The 19,164-nt window shown below is 42.6% G+C and carries 16 protein-coding genes, 1 tRNA gene and 1 pseudogene; 6 read left to right on the top strand and 12 right to left on the bottom strand.

Going from position 1 to position 19,164, the window contains the following annotated elements:
* Positions 1–2: 2 nt before the first annotated feature.
* Positions 3–2,360 (bottom strand): DEAD/DEAH box helicase family protein, encoded by a 2,358-nt coding sequence (locus WJQ40_RS05015; RefSeq protein WP_337538269.1) that lies wholly within the window; start codon positions 2,358–2,360, stop codon positions 3–5.
* A gap of 157 nt (positions 2,361–2,517) precedes the next feature.
* A pseudogene (locus WJQ40_RS05010) lies at positions 2,518–2,964 on the bottom strand (reverse transcriptase domain-containing protein); the annotation flags it as partial.
* Positions 2,965–3,350: 386 nt separating this feature from the next.
* On the opposite strand from WJQ40_RS05010, the gene WJQ40_RS05005 reads away from it, so the two are divergent.
* Together WJQ40_RS05005 and WJQ40_RS05000 are read left to right on the top strand one after the other, a co-directional pair.
* Positions 3,351–3,605, top strand: a complete 255-nt coding sequence (locus WJQ40_RS05005) for a type II toxin-antitoxin system Phd/YefM family antitoxin (protein WP_337538266.1) — start codon at positions 3,351–3,353, stop codon at positions 3,603–3,605.
* A 65-nt stretch (positions 3,606–3,670) separates the two neighbouring features.
* Positions 3,671–3,865, top strand: a complete 195-nt coding sequence (locus tag WJQ40_RS05000; protein ID WP_337538264.1) for a Txe/YoeB family addiction module toxin — start codon at positions 3,671–3,673, stop codon at positions 3,863–3,865.
* Between the two features lie 76 nt (positions 3,866–3,941).
* Here the strand turns inward: WJQ40_RS05000 and WJQ40_RS04995 are convergent, their stop codons facing one another.
* The 3 genes from WJQ40_RS04995 to WJQ40_RS04985 all read right to left on the bottom strand — a co-directional run bounded on the left by WJQ40_RS04995 (position 3,942) and on the right by WJQ40_RS04985 (position 6,583).
* Entirely contained in the window at positions 3,942–4,934 is a 993-nt protein-coding gene (locus WJQ40_RS04995) for a hypothetical protein (RefSeq protein ID WP_337538262.1), read from the bottom strand.
* Between the two features lie 123 nt (positions 4,935–5,057).
* Positions 5,058–5,678: a hypothetical protein gene (locus WJQ40_RS04990; protein WP_337538259.1), complete on the bottom strand. Its 621-nt coding sequence runs from the start codon at positions 5,676–5,678 to the stop codon at positions 5,058–5,060.
* 59 nt (positions 5,679–5,737) lie between these two features.
* On the bottom strand, positions 5,738–6,583 hold the full coding sequence (locus WJQ40_RS04985) for a PD-(D/E)XK nuclease family transposase (RefSeq protein ID WP_337538256.1): 846 nt from the start codon (positions 6,581–6,583) through the stop codon (positions 5,738–5,740).
* A gap of 656 nt (positions 6,584–7,239) precedes the next feature.
* Between WJQ40_RS04985 and WJQ40_RS04980 the strand changes: the two genes are divergently transcribed.
* On the top strand, positions 7,240–8,448 hold the full coding sequence (locus tag WJQ40_RS04980; protein ID WP_337538253.1) for a site-specific integrase: 1,209 nt from the start codon (positions 7,240–7,242) through the stop codon (positions 8,446–8,448).
* Between the two features lie 94 nt (positions 8,449–8,542).
* Here WJQ40_RS04980 and WJQ40_RS04975 read toward each other — a convergent pair.
* The 3 genes from WJQ40_RS04975 to glyA form a co-directional block, all read right to left on the bottom strand.
* Positions 8,543–8,615 (bottom strand) — tRNA-Gly (locus tag WJQ40_RS04975).
* A gap of 185 nt (positions 8,616–8,800) precedes the next feature.
* Entirely contained in the window at positions 8,801–10,135 is a 1,335-nt protein-coding gene (locus tag WJQ40_RS04970) for a glycoside hydrolase family 3 protein (protein WP_262575105.1), read from the bottom strand.
* Positions 10,136–11,009: 874 nt separating this feature from the next.
* Positions 11,010–12,248 (bottom strand): serine hydroxymethyltransferase, encoded by a 1,239-nt coding sequence (gene glyA, locus WJQ40_RS04965; protein WP_262575106.1) that lies wholly within the window; start codon positions 12,246–12,248, stop codon positions 11,010–11,012.
* Between the two features lie 172 nt (positions 12,249–12,420).
* Here glyA and WJQ40_RS04960 point away from each other — a divergent pair, with 172 nt between their 5' ends.
* Complete coding sequence (locus WJQ40_RS04960; RefSeq protein ID WP_337538248.1) at positions 12,421–13,395, top strand: diacylglycerol kinase family protein; 975 nt, start codon at positions 12,421–12,423, stop codon at positions 13,393–13,395.
* Positions 13,396–13,423: 28 nt separating this feature from the next.
* Positions 13,424–14,104 (top strand): phosphatase PAP2 family protein, encoded by a 681-nt coding sequence (locus WJQ40_RS04955; RefSeq protein ID WP_337538245.1) that lies wholly within the window; start codon positions 13,424–13,426, stop codon positions 14,102–14,104.
* An 89-nt stretch (positions 14,105–14,193) separates the two neighbouring features.
* Here WJQ40_RS04955 and WJQ40_RS04950 read toward each other — a convergent pair whose 3' ends face one another.
* The 4 genes from WJQ40_RS04950 to WJQ40_RS04935 form a co-directional block, all read right to left on the bottom strand.
* A complete protein-coding gene (locus WJQ40_RS04950) occupies positions 14,194–15,219 on the bottom strand; it encodes a glycosyltransferase family A protein (protein ID WP_337538242.1) in 1,026 nt (341 codons plus the stop codon).
* A gap of 117 nt (positions 15,220–15,336) precedes the next feature.
* Positions 15,337–17,082 (bottom strand): A/G-specific adenine glycosylase, encoded by a 1,746-nt coding sequence (gene mutY, locus WJQ40_RS04945; RefSeq protein WP_337538239.1) that lies wholly within the window; start codon positions 17,080–17,082, stop codon positions 15,337–15,339.
* A 10-nt stretch (positions 17,083–17,092) separates the two neighbouring features.
* Complete coding sequence (locus WJQ40_RS04940; RefSeq protein WP_337405674.1) at positions 17,093–17,614, bottom strand: DUF1653 domain-containing protein; 522 nt, start codon at positions 17,612–17,614, stop codon at positions 17,093–17,095.
* Between the two features lie 78 nt (positions 17,615–17,692).
* Positions 17,693–18,070, bottom strand: coding sequence for a hypothetical protein (locus tag WJQ40_RS04935; RefSeq protein WP_337405676.1), 378 nt, complete (start codon positions 18,068–18,070; stop codon positions 17,693–17,695).
* A 154-nt stretch (positions 18,071–18,224) separates the two neighbouring features.
* Here WJQ40_RS04935 and WJQ40_RS04930 point away from each other — a divergent pair, with 154 nt between their 5' ends.
* Positions 18,225–19,100 carry an aldose 1-epimerase family protein gene (locus tag WJQ40_RS04930; protein ID WP_118798924.1) on the top strand — a complete coding sequence of 292 codons (876 nt, stop codon included), beginning with the start codon at positions 18,225–18,227 and terminating at the stop codon, positions 19,098–19,100.
* Positions 19,101–19,164 lie beyond the last annotated feature (64 nt).

Here is a 19,164-nt window from a genome sequence, read left to right as displayed (position 1 = left end):
AACTACATTTCCTCCACACCCTCATAGATATTGTCTTCAAGTTCTTTTACTGCTGTTTCATACTGAAGCTTGCCTCCGAAAAGCTTTACGATTTTGGCAGGTTTTCCATAATCAGCAAAGTCTGAAAGAGAAAGCACCTTTATGTCCTCTACCTCTGCTATACCCTGGTTCATATACTTGTCCAAAAGAATTTCCAAAACCGCTCTTGCATCTCCGGAGTACTTTGAAAAGAAGTCCCTTTTCTTCACGTTGTCTGCCCGTTCTTTTCTCGTAAGAGGTTTTGTTCCGTATGCAACATAGCAAATAAAGTCGAAATCGTCTACGTCCTCCAACCCCTGATCTTTCTTCAAAGCCGTAAGATCTATTCCCATTTCGGCAAAGGATTTTTCAATTTCTTCCTTTTTGTCAGAGGATTTCCACTTGTATATAAAGTCAGAAAGAGATGCGTATTCGCCCCTAATATTTGTTTTTGTGTAGTCAATAATATCTTCCTGTTTAAGCAGCTTCCCATCCACATCGTATACGGATACGATTTTGTTAATAATTTTTACTCTGCATCCATCTTTGTTTACTATCGGGATCTCTTTCTTTTCTTGCCTGCCTTCTGTTTGTTCTTCCTTCTTATCAGGGTTTTCGTTATGGAAGGTTTTTCCAGAATGGCAGTATTTTTCATCCTGTTCTACAGGTCCATCCCAGTCAGGATCCGTAAAGAGTCTCGTAATATTTCTAAAATCCATTACGGTAAAGTTTGTTTTACCCAGATCTTCCCTTATTCGGGTTCCTCTACCAATAATTTGCTTAAAAGTGGTCATACTTTCAATGCGCCTATCCAGAACGATGAGCTTTGTCATTTTGCAATCTGCCCCTGTGGAAAGAAGCTCAGATGTGGTTGCAATAACAGGATACGGAGATGCGACAGAAATAAAATAGTCCAATTTACTTTTTCCGTATGTATCAGACCCAGTAATGCGAACAACATAATCAGAATCTTTCTTCACCATGTCCGAATTCAGTTTTATAAGTGCCGATCTCATTCTGTCTGCTGCATCCTCTGTTGCACAAAACACTATGGTTTTCTGCATCCGGTCTGTAGCTTTTAAATATTCCGTAATTTCACTTGCGACCTCATTGATCCGATCTTCCAAAATAACACCATTTGGATAGTCGTAGTCTTTGTTATTGTATATACGATCTTCGATTTCATTGCCAAAGATATCAACCTGTCCCTTAGTAGGTCTCCATCCGTCTCCTATATTGAGAGTAACGTTTATCACCCTAAACGGCGCAAGAAATCCGTCTTCTATTCCCTGTTTTAAGCTGTATTTGTATACAGGATCACCAAAGTAATCGATGTTCGACACCTTTTCGCTTTCCTTTGGAGTTGCTGTCATACCTATCTGGGTTGCTTCCGAAAAATACTCAAGCACCTTTCTCCAGTTGCTGTCTTCTTTTACAGATCCTCTGTGGCATTCATCCACAACAATCAGATCAAAGTAGCCTGCCGGAATCTGTCTGAAATGCTCTTCACCGTTTTGTCCAACCATTTGGTGATAGAGAGCAAAATTCACCTCATGAGAGCGAATTTGATTTAGGCAGTCTTTTTTGGCAAAGTCCACCTTATATATGGTTTTTTTAAGCGGTTTAAAATCCTGTTCAACGCTCTGATCCACAAGGATGTTCCTGTCAGCAAGATAAAGAATTCTCTTTTTGAAGCCTGATTTAAGTAGGCGGTACACAATCTGAAATGCCGTATAGGTTTTTCCTGTTCCGGTTGCCATAACAAGAAGGAGCCTTTTCTGTCCATTTGCAATAGCTTCAACGGTTCTGTTTATGGCATTTCTTTGGTAATAGCGAGGGGGAAAAGAAGTTTGCGACGAATAGTAGGGCTGTGCTATGATTTTTTTCTCTTCCTCCGAAATTCCCTTACCACCATTAATCTCAGCATAGTATCTGGCAATAAGCTGTTCCTGAGAGGGAAACCTATCAAGTTCGATAAACGTTTCGTTCCCTGTAAGAAAATCGTGTTCGTAAAAAGCATCGCCATTTGAAGAGTAAGCAAAAGGCAGATCCATCATCTTTGCATATTCAATAGCCTGCTGAATACCATAGGATACGGTGTGGTTATTGTCCTTAGCTTCTACTACTGCAATAGGCTTGTTGTCGTTCAAATAGAGAACATAATCCGCATACTTAGGGTTTTTACGAACAGCCATATTTCCCTTGATGTTTATCTGTCCATCTGTAATTTTAACCTTGGTTTCCATAGTGATGTGGTCTTGCCAGCCACGAAGAATTGCAGGCGTGATATAGTTTAGCTTAACATCTTCCTCAGACATTTGTTTTTTATTCAGAACCGTCATGTGTTATCCCCCGTAAGACACAAACAATACTGCTTGATTTTTATAATACTCACACAATAAAAATATACCACGAAGTAACTTTAGTTTGCAATCTGCACTTGTTATAGATTTTTAAAAATGATACGATATCGTTATTATAATCAGTACCTAAACCTAATAAGGTGTCAAAGAACTTTTCCAAGTCGATGTCTACAATCCAGTCATTTCCGTCATTCATTATATCGAGTGCCGTTAGAATTGCCTGCTGTGCACATCTATTAGGTCTGAATCCGTAACTGTGGTCATGGAACTGTTCCTCATAGATTGGTGTTAACACCTGTGCGATGGCTTGTTGTATGAATCTGTCTGTTACTGTTGGTACTCCCAGATTTCTGACACCGCCATCAGGCTTTGATATCTCCACTCTTCGTACTGGCTGAGGCTTATATTTTCTTGTCCTCAACTGTCCCTTGATGGTTTTGCCGTTCTTTGCAAGGTGTTCCTTCAGTTCTGTGTACTTCATTCCGTCCACTCCCTCAGCACCTTTGTTTCGTACGACTTGCAGATATGCTCTGTTGAGATTATCACTAGATAATATCTGCTCCATTAGATTACTTGTGTCCATGCGTTCTTTCCTTTCCGTCTCGCTTGATTTGACCACCTTTTACCCGATTGGTTACGGCAGATGAATGTCTCCTCTGCAATACGAGACATCACACTGTCTACAAGCTGTCTACAACTTTATTAACTTTTCTTTTTTTGCTGATTTTATGAGACGGGAATATTCTCATCCGTTTTATGTTTAGCAATAAGCTGTAGACACCTCTGTAGATATTTTGTAGACAATTTGTAGACACTTGCTTCTATCGCCCATTTTCTCAATATCTGTAATTCAAAATCCAAAATAGCCAGAAAGTGAATACATTAAATTTATTGACATGGAGATAATAATAGCATATAATAAAAGTACGGAAAGCCATACGTTTTTATGTGCAAAAAGGAGTGTTTTATATGTTAGCAGTAAAGAGCATGGATGTTAGAGATAATTTCAAGAGTTTATGTGATAAGGTTTTTAATGGTGAAACAATAATTATATCAAGACCTAAGAACGAAAATATTGTTATGCTTTCCGAAGCTGAATACAACGAAATGATGAAAGCCAAGCGAAACGCTGAGTATCTTGCTATGCTTGATAAATCTATGGCAGAAGCTGCGGCAGGTGATTTTGTTGCTAAGTCCATTGAAGAATTGGAGGCATACGAATAAATGAATATAATATTTACTCCTACTGCTTGGGAACACTAAACCGAATGGCAGAAGGAAGATAAAAAATGGTTAAGCGGATCAATGAACTTATTAAGGATATTGACCGCAATGGACTTTTAACCGGAATTGTTAAGCCGGAGCCATTAAAGCACCGTAAAGCATGCAGCAGACGCATTACCGATGAGCATAGATTAATTTACAATATGGATAACACCCAAAATCTGATTATATACTCATGTAAATATCATTATGAAGATTAGCACTTTAAACGGTGCTAATTTTTTTACAATTTCTAAAGATACGCATATATTCATTAGTGCTACTACTTAATCTATTTCAAGCATATGTTCTAGTTGATGGCAACTCCGACTGGAAAGAGGAAAACTCGGTATCACCCGACCTGTTAGACTTCTTCTCCGACACGAACCAGTCCTTTGCTTTGTACGAACCCTCGTCTTTGATTTCGTAGGACTCGTCTGCAAAGGAATAAGAGGTACTGTCTAATTTTCCTGCAGTGTAATAACACTTTATCACTTGGCGGTCACCCGGCTTTAAGCGGATAGATGAGATACCTAAGCCAACCATACCCGTCAACTCACTTGATGGATGTTTTCCCTTAAGGGATGACGGAACACTTAAACCTAACCAACTCTCTCTGTAGGCTACCCCGTTAACCAACTTGTCATGCGTATACAAACCAAGTCGATTGTTTGGCTGAGTGTACTTGCCCCATGTTGAGCTGTCTGCCACAAGAAATACACCCGTATGGGTCATTCCAACATACAAACCGCCACCCATCCATGTCTCAACGTTCATATACATCTCCTGCTTATCTGCTAAAGCCATTGCTTCGTCTTCACTCATACCGAGAATAGATGTACAGACGTAATACCAACCTGGGTTACCATTTGCTAGTGTCTGGGGATTTTTCAACCAAGCTGTAATAGCCGTACCTGTTGTCGTAAAAGGTGAACCGCCCCATGCAGGCTTTGTATCCCACTGGAATGTATTTACTGCTTCTCCAAAAGTAGTGTACAACATATCTATTCTTGGCGCCCCCGAAGAACTGTGCGGTTCTACCCCCATAGATGAGATAGCTACAATCTTACTGACTGCATGACCTGAGCCATCTGATACATAGATAATAAAACCTGAACGCTGAACGGATGCACCGTCTTTACCACTTAAATCCTGTGAACCCTGATTTCCTGAATTATTACCGTCTGAGTTTTCCTCCGTACTGGATGCGTAAACAGGCGTATCTAGTACCCCAAATAACATGAAAACCGATAGTAAAATGGGTACGATACGTTTTATCAGTTTCTTCATACTTTAACCTCCTTCTTGACTAAAAAAGCCTCTTAAAAACAGAAAATTCCTAGAAGCTAAGGAAACGCTTCTAGGAGTCTTCAATATTTGTGGTCTGTCTTTCAATTTTATACGCAATATGAGTTACTCTACAATAACGTCTAATGCTGCACTATTGAATGCTGCAGTTTCGCCTAATGTGGAATTAGTAGAATTACCACCCAAAACTCCACCATCTGCAAGAATCTGATTAATCAGAGCCTGTGAAACTTCATCCGTAGAAATCTGATTCACGTTTGGCTTTGGCTTTGACTCTGTAGGCTGAGCTTCTACTGGCTTTGTCTCCGCAGGTTTAACCTCTTCCTGCTTTGGCTCTGCTGACTGCTCTGTGGAAACTTCCTCTTTCTGAGTAGATACCCCCGAATCCTCTGAAACCTCTTCGGAAGTCTCAGCTACATCGACGATAGAAGAAACCTCTTCGGTGGTTTCTTGTACTTCGGGAACTTCCTCTACTACTTCTGGCTCCTCAACTACTTCTTCGGGGATCTCGATGGTTGGTGTTGCGACTGCCTCCGTTACTGTCTGGGCTACCTCTGCTGGCTGGGTGCCGTCTCCCTTAACCGCAAAACAAAACACCACCGAGCCGATGACCAATACAGCCGCAATTCCGGATATAATAATTGTCTTTTTCTTCATGGCAAAAACCCCCATTTCTATGATAAATCTGTTGAGTTGGTCTTTAACTATTGAAGATACTATCTCCATCCAACCATATCCTAGCATATTCCCATCCAAAACACAAACCCTAGCTGTAGTTGTGCGAGCTACTTCTGTAGTCGTTTTTCGATATAGGTTCTGGACTCTCCATGAATGTCAAGTACATTTAAAGCCTGCTCCAATGTAAACTGTAAATTTTCCATAAGTTTTCTTACTTTAATCACATCACGTTCATCTGCATATTCTTTAGCATATTCTTTAGCATATTCTTTTGCATATTCTTTTGCATATTCTTTTACTGATTCACACATAGTCTCACGTCCTTCCTCAGTTTCTTTGAAATGTTTTACACCATCGGCTAACGCCTTGTAGTGCATATCCTCTGATTCCTTTTGATGAAAGTCTTCCATAAGCTGGGCAATTTCGCCTTCGCCCCTGTAGCTTCCATTCACATATATGATATGTGAACCATCCTCAAAGAATTTCCCGGTTTCCCTGATATATCGATCAATATGATAAACCGGCATACCCTCATTGAATTTATCCTTTTTATAGATAAATATCACATAGGAATCTTTGAGTTCTTTGAAGTCCTGACTTGCTTTCAGCATTCTGGCATCCATCATACTGCTATGGAATCTTGCACGCTCTACCGATGCACCCTTTGCATCACTCTGGACTTCTATATCCATCTCTTTTCCATGAGAGTCTACCGCATGTACATCCAGTGTAATATTACGACCATCTACCAGCGGATTTTTTAACTCATCCTGTCCTTCCACACTGATTACTTTAATATCTTCTCCAAGGATAATGCGAAGTATAAGCTCTGTAGCTTCTATATTTTTATCAAATACATGACTCATCAGATCATCATCAAAAAGAGTCATATCATCAACGAGTTTATTTACCCGTTTCTGCTCATTTTCATCGTAAAATTGTTTTTCTTTCATAACTACCTGCTTTCACTATTATCGTAACACGAATTTATCTTTCCTACAAATAAAACTTGCATAAAACCATGCCTTTTCAGAATGCTGTTAAATAGTCAAGATGCCCCTGTTAATCATTCAGTTTTTAGCTGAGTTGGTTTATCTGTATTTGAGATATTTTTTTGTGCATTGAGATGATTTTATCATAGGTAGATTAGGGAGTTACCAGATGCCTTGCCGGTTTCGATAACTGCGTCCGTGGACGTGACCGTGCGTGGGGCGGTAGCGTAGCTACCAGCCACACAGGTGCGGTCATTGACCGCCGCAGGCGGTCTGGGATTTCCGGGTGCAGTATTACCCCGGAAACCCTGTATGAAACATCCCAAAAACCCCATAAATAAAGGAAAAACAGCGCATCCGCGCGTGTGTATGTTTTGTATGGAATGCATATGACTGACACCGCCGCAGGCGGTTACGCCCCGCCATATTATTACTCGGGGCGTATGCATCTACCCACAAAGCCTTTAAAAATAAGGGAAAACGTCCTGAATACATCAATGTATGCAATGTATACGCCCACAATAAATATCAATCAAACAGCTTGCGCAAGAAAGAAGATCACAGAAAAAAGAAGTCAAAAGACACAAGCCCCATTTTCAGAAATGAGGTAAACCTGAATGAACCAAAAAGAACGATCATCGTATGATACCATATTGCAAATTTTAAAATCCGATGCTACTCTATTATCAGACAGTGTGGTCGATAATATTATGGCAACACAAAGAGAGAAAATCAAAAAAATGCATCCCTATGCAATTACTGCTCCGTCCTCTGAACACGGTCGCTGGCAGACATTTTATAAGGATGCCCGTGGTGTGCGGAAGAATATCAAGGCACCCAGCGAAAAAGCTCTGTTAGATAAACTAATTCCTATCTACTTTGCTAAGACGCACATTGACAACTTAACATTTCACGAATTATACGAAGAGTGGCTTGAATATAAGACTGCGCTGTGTGGCAGTTCCAACACCATGAAACGCCATAAACAGCGTTATAAGAAATATTTTGAAACATCGGTGCTTGATTCCATGAAAGTCCAGTCTATTGATGAGTTGCTTCTTGACAAAGAATGTAACCGGATCGTTTCAGAAAACAATCTGACACGCAAGGAATGGGTCAATGCTAAAGTCATTCTAAACGGCATGTATGATTACGCATTTCGCAAACGATACATTGAAGAGAATTACATGTCAAAAGTAGTTATTCAGGTACGTTATAAACAGGTACAACGAAAAACCGGAAAGACGGAAACCTACGACACAGATGAACTTTCTGCTTTGAATGCTTATCTCGACCAAAAGTATTCAGAAACGCACGATTGTAGTTTTATGGCTATTCGGTTAAATTTCTTTTTGGGTCTGCGTGTGGGGGAACTGGTAGCTTTGAAATGGGAAGATCTTTGTGACGATAATCATCTCCACATTGTGCGTGAGGAAATTCGTAATCAGGATACAAATGCCGTAGAAGTTGTGGAACACACCAAAACAAATACTGATCGTTTTGTGGTTCTTATTCCACAGGCAAAAGAGATTTTGGAAAAAGTCAATCATGTTGATGAGTACGTTTTTGTCCGTGATGGCAAAAGGCTTACTTCCAGACAGATTAATTATGTTTTGGAGAAATTTGCTGAACGCATGGGAATGCACACAAAAAGCAGTCATAAGATGCGAAAGACATATGCCAGCCGTTTAAATGCCGCCGGTGTGCCACTTGACGTTATTCGTGAACAGTTAGGGCACAGTGATCTCACTACTACGCTTGGATATATCTACAATCCACTGACAGAGAAAGAGACATATGATGCTATTTCCTGTGCTCTTAAATAATCTGCAAAGACTGTCTACAACTGTCTACAGCTTTTGAGAAAAAGAAAAACACCCAAAACGCTGTATTTATCAGCATTTTGAGTGATTTTAATAGAGCACGAGACGGGACTCGAACCCGCGGCCCCGACCTTGGCAAGGTCGTGCTCCACCAACTGAGCCACTCGTGCGTTTTCAATTTCGAACCGCTGTATCCAACGGACAAGTATTAATATACATGATACTATTCTTTTTGTCAACAGCAAATTTGAAGTTTTTTTAAATTTTTTAATTTTTTGAAATCTTTATACATTACATGCACTGAAAACCCGGCTTCTCCTCAGGGATTTTCCCTGAACCCGGAATCCGGGTTTTCTTACGAAGCTCTGTCTTTCAGCTTCACACGGTAGATCCTGACAAGAGATTCATTGATCCTGTCTTCAGTAAGGGTTCCATTATTTACTGCATCCAGCACTCCCTGATAGGCTGTCTCGAAATCTTCAGGCATAAGGATCATATCTGCTCCGGCCTGCAGCGCCTTTACGGCTGCCTCATCTGCTGTATAATAATCTGTAATGGCACTCATTGCCATAGAATCGGTAATAACAACTCCGTCAAAGCCCATCTGGCCACGAAGAACCTCCGTGATCATCTTTTCAGAAAGCGTACAGGGGGTATTGTCTCCTGTAATACCAGGTACAGACAGATGTCCGACCATGACAAAATCTGCTCCGGCATCAATTCCTGCCTGGAAAGAAAGGAAATCTGTTGTTTCAAAATCCTCCAGTGTTTTTTCAGAAACGACCATTCCTTCATGAGAATCCTCGTCTACACTGCCAAGTCCGGGGAAGTGCTTCAGGCAGGCACTGACACCGCCCTCCTGCAGACCTTCCACGCTCTTTGCCACATAAGTAGCCACATCACCGGCATTTGTTCCAAAGGATCTGTCTCCAATAGAAGTATTTCCTTCTGTCACTACATCAGCAACCGGTGCAAAATCAAGATTAAATCCATACTCTGTCAGATAGGAGGCAATACTGCTTCCTGCAGTCTTCGCATTGTCCGGGTTTCCGGATGCTCCGATCTCCTTCATGGTTCCCACATTTTCAGCAAGACCTGCTGCTGCAAGACGGCTCACAGATCCGCCCTCTTCATCTGCAGCAATAAATAATGGGTATTTACTGTAACTGTCTGTATTACTGATCATTTCCTTCAGCTGATCTCCCGAAGAAATATTCTGCTTAAAATAAACCAGTCCTCCTACTGCATACTGTGTCAGCTTTTCCTTCGTAGTATCGCCCGCCTTGGTCACCTGATCTGTTCCTGTCAGTGCTTCCGGAGTGATGACAAAGAGTCCGGCTACCTTATCTTCGATCGGCATCGTTTCAATCTGTGCATTTACGATCTCATCCAGGGGGCTTAGCTGCTCCTGTGTCTCTTCTTCCGGGCTTGCCGCCGGAGCTTCCACTACCACCGGCTCTTCCTGCTGTGCACTCATCTCTTCAAGCTGTGCTTGCAGCTCTCTGGCATTTTTCTTATCCTGATAGGAGGTAATTCCCTTATGGATTCCAATCCCAGCTCCGGCGATTACCACTGCCATGATAACTGTTGCACTGACATAGGCAATGATCTGATTTTTCATCCGTCGTTTTCTCCGGTATTCTCTTCTGTCTATTTCATCAAATTCTTCATCTCTGTCGGTATCTGCCATTTTCATCCTCATTCCTGTACTGCATATGTTTCTTCTATTAAAAGCAACTGCCGTTTCAAAAGTCAGCATCTGTAAACCATGATACCCTATTTACCACCGAAATACCACAGGAAATTTCTTTCTTCGCTTCTTTTCTCTGGTTTGATCCCAAAAAGCCCGTCCAAAATTTTTGCAAAGTAATTTCCTATACGGCGAAGCGGGCATCAATCCTTTCGATCAACACCCGCTTCTAAACTATACTCTCCAATGGTCTCTACCTCTTTTCGTAGTATCGTTTCCTTATTCAGTTTTCTTTTCTCTTTCGTACTTCTCCACTTTTTCTTTTGTACCAGGTACTGTAACGGTTCATCAATCTGTTTCTCTTATGTTCTTCGTTACTTTTTCTTTTGTGCATCCATACGATTGAGTGCTTCTTAAGTACTTGTCCTTTGTACTTTTTTCTTTTTCTTCTGTGTTTTTGTAACTTTAGTATAATCGACCGGTCTTTATTTGTCAACACATTTTTTCATTTTTCTTCTATTTTTTTATTCATTTTCCAGTTTGTGGATTTATTTCAGTTTTATTTTCATATTTTGTCGATTATTCTGTTATTTTATTTTGCATGCTTCAATCCAGAATGTCAGGAACAACCTGATTTCCTGTAAAAAAAAAAGAATCCTGCTTGCAGGATTCTCCGCCTGCGGCGGGTCGCTCCATACGACATCTACCCTTCCGCCGCAGTGCGATCCTGCCCGGAGGGTTTTTTATGTCATTGGAACATTACGAAGTAATTTCCTATGACATAAAAACGGACTTTCTTCCTGCCCTGTATGGCATTCAGAAAGCCCTGTCCTTTTCAGTTCAATATTCTGTTACATCCCATCCGCTTAAATTATTAAATTAACGGATACTTGTCTGTCAGCTTCTGTACGATAGCTCTTGCTTCGGGGATCTTCTCCTCGCCGCCCTTGATGATCAGAGCAATTGCTTCAGCGATCTGATCCATATCATCTTCCTTCATACCTCTGGAAGTAACAGCAGGTGTGCCAAGGCGTACGCCGCTTGTTACGAAAGGAGACTTGGGATCATTGGGGATCGTATTCTTGTTAGCTGTGATATGTGCCTCGTCCAGCATCTTCTCTACAGCCTTGCCTGTCAGATCATAAGTGGTCAGATCCACCAGCATCAGATGGTTATCCGTGCCACCGGATACAATCCTGATATCCCTGCTCTGCAGTCCTTTGCAGAGTGCCTGTGCATTTTTAATGATCTGCTTCTGATATTCTTTGAAATCGTCTGTCAGTGCCTCCTTGAAGCAGACAGCCTTGGCTGCGATCACATGCATCAGCGGACCACCCTGGGTTCCCGGGAATACTGCCTTGTTAAAATTGTACTTCTCTGCTGCTTCCTTATTGCAGAGGATAAGACCGCCTCTCGGTCCACGCAGAGTCTTGTGGGTCGTTGTGGTAACGACATCTGCATAAGGGATCGGGCTTGGATGAAGTCCTGCTGCCACAAGACCTGCGATATGCGCCATATCTACCATCAGCACTGCACCAACCTCATCTGCAACCTCTCTGAACTTCTTGAAATCGATGGTTCTTGCATAGGCGGATGCACCTGCAATGATCATTTTGGGCTTGCATTCCAGAGCGATCTCCCTTAATTTATCATAATCGATGAAACCATCTTCATTGACTCCGTAAGGAACAATATGGAAATACTTACCGGATACATTGACCGGGCTTCCATGAGTCAGATGTCCGCCATGGTCCAGGTTCATTCCCATGATCGTATCACCGGGATTACAGATGGCAAACTGTACTGCAAAGTTCGCCTGGGCACCTGAATGGGGCTGTACATTGGCATATTCACAGCCAAAAAGCTCTTTTGCTCTTTCTATTGCAAGGTTTTCCACAACATCTACGCACTGGCATCCGCCATAATAGCGCTTTCCCGGATATCCTTCTGCATATTTATTCGTCAGCGGACTTCCCATAGCAGCCATAACCGCCTTGCTCACCCAGTTTTCAGAAGCGATCAGCTCAATATGACTATTCTGTCTTTCCTGCTCATCCACGATCGCCTGTGCGATTTCGGGATCTTCTTTCCTTACTTCATCAAGTGAATACATGTTTCTTCCTCCTCACTAATTTCAATATTTTATGTAGTATAACACGAACCTACCGGAAAAGGGAACAGTTTCCTAAAGCCTTTCTTAAAAAAATCTAAATATCCTCCGAAAAGCTTTACTATAGGAAATAATGCTGTTAAAATAGGGAAAGATTTTACGAGGGTGGATATTTATGTACTATATTATCGTCAATCCGGCTTCCAAATCCGGGCGTGGAGCCAAGATCTACGCCAGAATTGAACCGGTTTTAAAAGAGAAAGCCGTGTCCTATGAAGTGTTTTTTTCAGAAAGAGCCGGCCATGTAATCACAATTACCAAAGAGTTGTGCAGCAGGGTGCCCTGTTCACCGGAGGATCCGCTGAAGCTTATCGTTCTTGGTGGTGACGGGACACTGAATGAAACACTGCAGGGCATTTCTGATTTTTCCCGTGTTGCCATTGGTTATATCCCAACAGGATCCAGTAATGACATGGCACGTGATCTTCACCTGCCAAAAGACCCGGTGGAAATTCTTACGAATATTCTTTCCTGTAAGAAACCACAGTGTCTGGACATGGGACAGGTAGTTTATGAAAATACTACTTCACAGTTGTCAAGACACCACAGCAGTGAGCTTCTGACTGTGCGCTATTTTGCAGTAAGCTGCGGTATAGGATTTGATGCTGCTGTCTGTGAAGAAGCATTAGCTTCCCGTTTTAAGAATATATTAAATAAGATAGGACTCGGCAAGCTGACCTATCTCACCATTGCCTTAAAGCAGCTCATCGCAGCCAGGAAAGTCTCCTGTGACATGTATCTGGATGATTCTGACACACCCATCCGCTTAAACCGTTTTCTGTTTGTTGCAGGAATGGTACATCAGTATGAGGGAGGCGGTTTTAAATTCTGTCCCGGTGCCAATTATCACGACGGAATTCTTGATATCTGTGTGGCTGGTGATATTCCAAAGCCAAAGATCCTGATCGTACTGCCTACTGCTTTTCAGGGAAAGCACTACCGCTTCCGTGGTGTTGACAAGTATACGGCAAGGAAACTGCGCCTTGTCACTTCTGCACCGCTATGGGTACATACAGATGGAGAGGTTTCCATGAAATCTTCTTCCATTACCCTGACCTGCGGGCAGAATAAGCTGCAGATGCTTTTATAGTTTCAATCGTTTTTGAGGAGAGATGATTATGAAAAAGTTTTATGACCGGTATAAGCATGCCATACCTCTTATTATCTATGGCATCATTTACCTGACCTGGTTCACTTATCTGGAAAAACATGTGACAAGACCTGCAAATCTGATCCACATGAGTCTTGATGACGTGATCCCATTCTGCGAATTTTTCGTGGTTCCTTATTTTTTGTGGTTCTTTTATGTCAGTGCAGTTGTAGTTTATTTTTTCTTTAAAGATAAACAGGATTATTTCAGAAGCTGTGTATTTTTATTTACAGGTATGACCATTTTCCTGATCATATCCACACTTTGGCCAAATGGCCACCACCTGCGCCCTGCCGTAATGCCAAGGGACAATATTTTCACCCATCTGGTTGCATTCCTGTATCATACCGATACACCAACCAATCTGTGGCCAAGTATCCACGTGTATAATTCACTTGGAACCCATTTTGCAGTAATCCGTAATGAAAAGCTGCGCAAAAATCCGGCAGTCCACACAGCATCCCTTATACTATGTGTTTCCATTATCCTGTCCACCATGTTCATCAAGCAGCATTCTGTGTTTGATGTGCTGACTGCTTTCATCATGGCGGCTGTGATGTATATTGTAGTATATGGCATGGATATTGTAACAATCTGGCAGAATCACCGCTATGAAGTAAGAGCCCGCAAACAGATCAGACAGGTATAGATCATTGAGCCGCAAAAAGCTGTGTAAATGCTTCCCACTCCGGGATCTGCATTTACACAGCTTTTTTGTTCTTGTTTCCCGTTTCTGAATTAATTAAATCCAAAGAACTTCTGACAGATCTTATATCCTTCTACTGAGATTTTCCTGCCTCCCTTTCCCGGCAGGTTCATGGCCTGGCCAAGCAGCCCAAAGCGCAGTCTCCTGTACAGGATCCAGTCCTTTTTCTTCAAATAGCTCCACAGCTCTTCTTTCTTCTTAAGATTCTCCTCTGTTCCTGACTTGATCAGAAGAATAGAGGAAACTGTCGTAATGATGTCCAGATAACTGAGCATATACTGATCCAGCTTTCTGTTTACGGAGATCATTCCCTTATTCTCCGACATATAATCGATCATGATCTGATTGACCTTAAGCTGCTGGTCAATCCTCCCGATCATAATGGTTTCATTCACAGACTGATCTTCTCTGCCTATATAATAGCTGTAAAAATTCACATCCAGATAATACATGGTCTTCACATAGGGCAACGGCTCAAACACATAGAGATTGTCTACATAGAAGGTATGCTCCGGCAGTCTGATCCCACATTCCCGAAGTAGCTTTGTTCTGAAAATAACTGAATGCATCAGGATATAATGCCCCTTGTAAAAATGGTGGATATCACTCCATGTAAAAAATTCATTTCTTGGCAGGATGTGACGGTAATGCATCACCTTATGATGCTTCTCTGCTGCCTTGTCATATACAAAGTTACTGATCAGCATATCAAGTGTCCTGCTGCCGCCGGTCAGTTCATGTAGCTTCTGAAGGATCTCCTGATAGGCATCCTCCCTGACACAGTCATCACTGTCTACTACCTTAAAATAAATTCCCTTTGCATTGGCGATCCCGGTATTGACTGCCGATCCATGTCCACCATTTGGCTTGTGGATCGCCCGGATGATAGTCGGGTGTTCCCTTTCCAGTCTGTCTGCAATTTCTGCAGTTTCATCTGTAGAACCATCATCAATGATCAGGATCTCTACTTCCTCTCCACCGGGCAGCAGGGAAGCAACACACTTTTCCATATAGGCTGCCGAATTATAACAGGGTACAGCAAACGTTAATAGCTTCATTCCTTCATTCCTTTACTTTTACTGATTTTCATGATTTCAGGGAAAGTATAACATATATTGTCTTTTTTTCCCACCTTATCAATCTTAAGGTTTCCTAAACATTTCCTTAACAGACCTTCAGACGATCTTTTCATAGAAATACTTTCTGTAAACATCATACGCAGAGGGGATCGGGTATTTGTCCTTCGCCTCATTCTTCTCCGCAAAGATATACTCCCCGTCTGTCTGTCTGCTCAGTTCATCTACCCTGATGAAATAGCCTGTCATATGCCATTCCTTATGGGTAAAAATATGTCTGCATTCTCTTAAGGGTTCAATCCTAAGTACAGAGAGTCCTCTGTCTTTCAAATAAGAAAGAACCTCTTCCTCTGTCCGCTTCCCACTGATGGAAGGAAATTCATACATACCTGCAAGCAGTCCCTTTGGCGGTCTTTTGCAGAGTGCTGCCCTGTTTTCGTCCAAAATGATCAGCACTGTCTTTTCTTCTATTGTCCTTGGCTTTTTTGCAGACTTTACAGGAAATTCAGTTTCTCTCCCCTCCCTGTGGGCAAGGCACAGGTTTTCCCATGGACACTGGCCGCATCTTGGTTCTCCGTTTGGAATACATACCATAGCCCCAAGCTCCATCAGAGCCTGGTTAAAGTCGCCCGGTCTCTCTTCTCCCATAGAAAGGAACAGTTCCTCTTCTACTCTTTTCTTCACGGACTGCTGCATGATATCTCCGCCATCCATCCTGAGCCGCCCAAGTACCCGCAGGACGTTGCCATCCACTGCCGGTGCTTTTCTGTGATAGGCGATCGATGCTATGGCTCCTGCTGTATAGCTTCCGATCCCCGGAAGCTTCTGGATCTCCTCATATTCATCCGGCATCCTGCCACCATATTCTTCCATGATCATGACTGCCGCCTTATTCAGATTCCGTACTCTGTTATAATACCCAAGTCCTTCCCACAGCTTTAACAACGTTTCTTCCTCTGCAGCTGCCAGTGATGCAATATCCGGAAGTGTCTGCATGAACCTGTCATAATAAGGCTTCACCGCTTCCACTCTCGTCTGCTGGAGCATGATCTCAGATACCCATACATGATATGGTGTCGGATCCTCACGCCAGGGAAGGATCCGTCTTCCCCTGTCATACCAGGAAAGCAGCGGCTTTTCAATCCTGTCAAGAAGGGAAAGCTTCACCGGCACCGGTTTCCGGATTTCCATGCTCTGTGGTGTCACCTGACAGTCATAAGCAAGGATCTTCACGCCTTCCCTTCTGGCTTCCCGCAGCACTTCTGCAAATTCAGGCTGCGTTTCTTCATTTGGCATAAAGTACTGGACATCCTGCATCTGGATCACAAAGATAAGATAAGCACCAAATCCATTTCTGGCAGCTGTTATCAGCTCTTTCACATGCTTTACAGCCCTTTCTGAGGGGGCATCAGGAAATAATACCACCCCATCCCTTTCCAGGGTAACACCTTTTACCTCCAGAAATATCTTTTCATCCTGCGTTTCTACATAGAAATCAAACCTTGAATCACCATACGTTGTTTCCGGTCTTACTGATACAAGATCCGGAAACAGCTTCTTTTCCAAAAGCCATTCATAAACTGCCTGGTTCGGTGCCTGGGAGTCCATGTTGATGATCCGCTCCCCTTTTTTCACGGCAACCAGATCATACTTCGTCTTCCTCTCTTCCTTCTTATCCTCACTGCCTCTGGCAAGATATACCTCTGCTCCCGGCAAAAGGAGCTCCCTGCAGCGTCCTGTATTTTTCACATGTACCTTTTCCTGCTGTGAAAGCCTGTCCACATAAGCAATAAAGCGGTTTGGCCTGCTCTCAAAATATGCCTTTTCTATCTGTCCGTATTTCATAGATTTCCTCTTATCTGAGCCGGTTACATTCAAACTTATCATAAAGAAGAAGACAATTCCTCAATTCGCTGTATCGCTCCTCCAGTTCACCTTCTCTTACTTCCACATCAATAGCTATCGCCATGGTATTGATCATGTCATCTGTAATCCGGTGATGAAGCGCTGCAAGGATATTCAGACGTTCTTCATAGCTGTCTGCATCCAGGAACTCGATCACCAGCGGATCAAGACCTCCCTCCTCTGCCTGACACTCTACCTGTTCTGTGCGTCGTGCACCGCCCTCTATGCTCACCGCCGGTACATCCGCAATCTCAAACCGGTATTCCTGCGTGCTTTCCGGATATTTCTCTCTGTCTACCTTCTCCATAAACATGGAAAGCGGTCTCGCATATATTCTGTAATCTCCATACAGTGCCTGGTAGATCACCAGACACTCACCTGTTTCTGTATGCTCTGCCAGTGTCACGATCTGATAAAAATTACCTTTGAAATGTCTGTAGATCTGCTGCGGCATGGGATTCTGTCTCATCATATATTCCTCCTGATCAGCAATCTCTTTTATGCTGATATTCCCATTATACGCATTCTTTCTTTGTCTGTCATGCTTCTTTTAGCAGTCTTCCTCCAGAAATTTATGGTAAACACTACATGCCCTGTCAGGGAACAAAACCGTTCCGCACTCTGCGAGCAGCTTTTCTTTTTCTGTCTGCGTCATTCTGTCGATCCTGCCATGATGGATCGTTACAATATACCTTCTTGCTCCGCTCTCATCCTCCACTGAAGTCACGGTTACTCCACAGTCCGCATAGCCCTGTCCCTTCAGAAATTCCCGCATCTCTTCCGCATATATGCTTCCCAGCTCTCTGTAATATTTACCTTCTGCTTCTTCTGTTCTTTTCTCCCTGCTCATCACTGTCCCTGATATGCAGAGTACTGTGATCAGCACCAGACATACCGATACGCTAACGGTCCTCAGAAATGTTTTCATGATAAATCCTCCGCTCTCTCTTTGATAACATAAGCATATCATTTTACGTGTCCCAAAATACGGACTTGCACTTTATTGTCTATCTGATGTAAAATAAAGTAACTATTCAGAATCACGCAAAATAGTTACAAAACGAATAGAACAGGAGTCTGACATGGCATTATATGAATTAAAGAACGAACAAATCGCCATTACTGTTGACAGTCATGGCGCAGAGCTGAAATCTCTCAAAAAGCTCGCTGACGATCAGGAATATATGTGGTGCGGCGATGCAAAATTCTGGGGCAGGACCTCACCGGTTCTTTTCCCCTTTGTAGGTGGTCTGAAAAACAAGGAATACCGTTTTGAAGGAAAGACCTATTCCATGACACAGCATGGATTTGCCAGAGACATGGATTTTGAACTGGAAACGCAGACTGAAAGTGAACTTTGGTTTACACTGGAATCGACAGAAGAAACCCTTGCAAGGTATCCCTTCCCTTTTATTTTAAATCTGGGCTACAGACTTGAGGGCAGTACTGTTGCCGTCCTCTGGAAGGTAGAGAATCCTTCTGAAAAGCAGATGTATTTCTCTATTGGAGGACATCCTGCCTTCAACTGTCCACTTACCGAAGGAACAAAGCAGAGCGATTATTCTGTTTCCTTTGCTGATACTGACGAGATTGTCAGCACAAGGATCAGTGAAGAGGGGCTTGCTACCGGCTGCATGGATATTTACCATCTGGCAGATGGTCATCTTTCCCTTACCAGCAACCTTTTTGATCATGACGCCCTTGTCATTGAAGATCATCAGACCGATACTGTTGCTCTCTGCAGGAAGGATGGTACGCCTTACCTGACTGTCAAAATGGAAGCTCCTCTTTTCGGCATCTGGTCTCCTCCGGGTAAAAATGCTCCCTTCGTATGTATCGAGCCCTGGTATGGACGCTGTGATGACGAATATTTCGACGGTGATCTTACTGAAAGAGAATGGGGCAATAAGCTTGCACCCCATCAGACCTTTGAAGCTTCCTACACCATTACCGTATAGGAGCTTTCTGTCAGGATACTGAAGCATTGCAGTTTCTGCAGAGCATAAAGAATCCCTGTGTTTG

The organism is Suilimivivens sp. (assembly GCF_037359455.1).
Taxonomy (GTDB): Bacteria; Bacillota; Clostridia; order Lachnospirales; family Lachnospiraceae; genus Suilimivivens; species Suilimivivens aceti.
Note: the sequence above shows the minus strand (reverse complement) of the source record. Positions and strands in the feature narration are given on the sequence as shown.